Genomic DNA, 1,932 nt, shown 5'->3' on the forward strand with positions numbered 1-1,932 from the left:
GATAGAGCTAGCAGATTTACTATTTTAGCCAAGTCTATAGATAGAACAGCTAATTCAATCAATAGAATATTGTACAAAGTATCTAATGGTCATAAAATATTAACAGCTACATTTGATAATGGTAAAGAGTTTGCTAAACATAAGAAGCTAACTAGCAAGACTGGCATCAAAGTATTCTTTGCTGATCCATACAGTCCTTGGCAAAGAGGTACTAATGAAAACATGAATAGGTATATCAGACAATTTATACCTAAAGGTACTAACTTTAACAATATATCTCATCAATACATTAGAAGTTACAGATAGACTTGAATAATAGACCTAAGAAATGTTTAAATTACTTGACACCTAATGAAGTACATTTTGGTATCTCTATAAACATTGAGAATACAATCTAGCTCTTCAGTTAAATAGATAAATTTTGCTGATCTGAATTTAAAACATGAGGTATTTTTAATTTGAAGTGATTATATGCTAGTAAAGTAGCAATACGTCCTCTCGCTGTACGCATAATGTATCCTTGCTGAATTAGATAAGGTTCTATAACATCTTCAATAGTACCCTTTTCTTCACTGAGTGCTGCTGCCATCGTATCTAATCCTACTGGACCACCACCAAATTTTTCCATTAATGTAAGTAGATATTTATGATCCATATGATCAAATCCTACAGGATCAACTTTTAGCATTGTAAGAGCTTTATCAGCAATATCATAAGATATAACTCCAGAAGCTTTAACTTGAGCATAATCTCTAACTCTACGTAGTAATCTATTTGCTATTCTTGGTGTACCTCTTGAACGTTTAGCAATTTCGTTGGCACCATCGTCTGTAATATCTAGATCTAAAAGCTTAGCCGAACGGTAAACTATCTTAGCTAAATCGTCAACTGAGTAGAATTCTAGCCTTTGAATTATACCGAACCTATCTCTCAAGGGTGAAGTCAGAAGCCCTACTCTAGTTGTAGCTCCTACTAATGTAAATGGAGGTAAATCAATCTTGATTGATCTTGCTGCGGGACCTTCACCAATCATAATATCAAGCTGATAATCTTCCATAGCTGGATATAATATTTCTTCAATAACAGGACTTAAGCGATGTATTTCATCGATAAATAATACATCGTTCTCTTCTAAGTTAGTCAAAAGTGCTGCCAAATCTCCAGCTTTTTCTAAAACTGGACCACTTGTTTGCTTAAGTTCCACTTCCATTTCATTGGCAATAATATTTGATAATGTTGTTTTACCTAAACCTGGGGGCCCAAATATAAGAGTATGATCAAGGGCATTCTTTCGAGATTTTGCAGCTTGAATGAAAATCTCCATTTGTTCGCGTACTGCAGGCTGACCTTCATATTCAGCTAAAGTTTTTGGTCTTATAGCTCTATCAATGGAATTTTCATCCTTAGTTTGTACAGTATTTGCTGAAATTATTCTATCTGTCTCGATCATACTTTAATCTTCTAATAAAAATTTAGTCTATTATAACATTTTTAGTGTTTTTAAAAGCTAGATTGTATTCTGAAAGTTTTAAATAGTTGAAAGAGAGTTCCAAATATAGTTTATTAGGTTTTGACGAAAATAAAATAAACGATAAGGAACTAAAAAATGCCAAAGCACTTAACTCTTTCAAATAGATATTGTATAGAAGAATTACTTAAATTAGGATACCAAACATCTCAAATAGCCAATAAAATTGGCTATAGTGAAAGAGCTATAAAAAAGGAACTTAATCGCACTAGTATAAATAGTGACTATAATGCTGAGATAGCACAGAAGCTATATCAAAGCCGCAGAACTTCAAATAATCATAAGCTATCCTGTAAAGTTAAAAAGCTAATAATAGCTTTGTTAAAAAAGAAGATATCTCCGGAACTTATTTGTGGTAGATTAAAACATGAGGGCATTGTTAATATAACTCACAAAGCAATTTA

Annotated in this window: 2 protein-coding genes and 1 pseudogene; 2 read left to right on the forward strand and 1 reads right to left on the reverse strand. The window is 32.2% G+C overall.

Annotated features, from left to right (window positions below):
• Nucleotides 1-398: pseudogene (locus F8C69_RS10010) on the forward strand (IS30 family transposase); the annotation flags it as partial.
• Nucleotides 399-406: 8 nt separating this feature from the next.
• On the opposite strand, the gene ruvB reads toward F8C69_RS10010, so the two are convergent.
• Nucleotides 407-1,450 (reverse strand): Holliday junction branch migration DNA helicase RuvB, encoded by a 1,044-nt coding sequence (gene ruvB, locus F8C69_RS10015; protein ID WP_159185033.1) that lies wholly within the window; start codon nt 1,448-1,450, stop codon nt 407-409.
• 156 nt (nt 1,451-1,606) lie between these two features.
• Here ruvB and F8C69_RS10020 point away from each other — a divergent pair.
• Nucleotides 1,607-1,932, forward strand: a 326-nt coding sequence (locus F8C69_RS10020) for a helix-turn-helix domain-containing protein (protein ID WP_159185022.1), incomplete at its 3' end; no start/stop codon positions are given.

The organism is Francisella noatunensis subsp. noatunensis (assembly GCF_009823375.1).
Taxonomy (GTDB): Bacteria; Pseudomonadota; Gammaproteobacteria; order Francisellales; family Francisellaceae; genus Francisella; species Francisella noatunensis.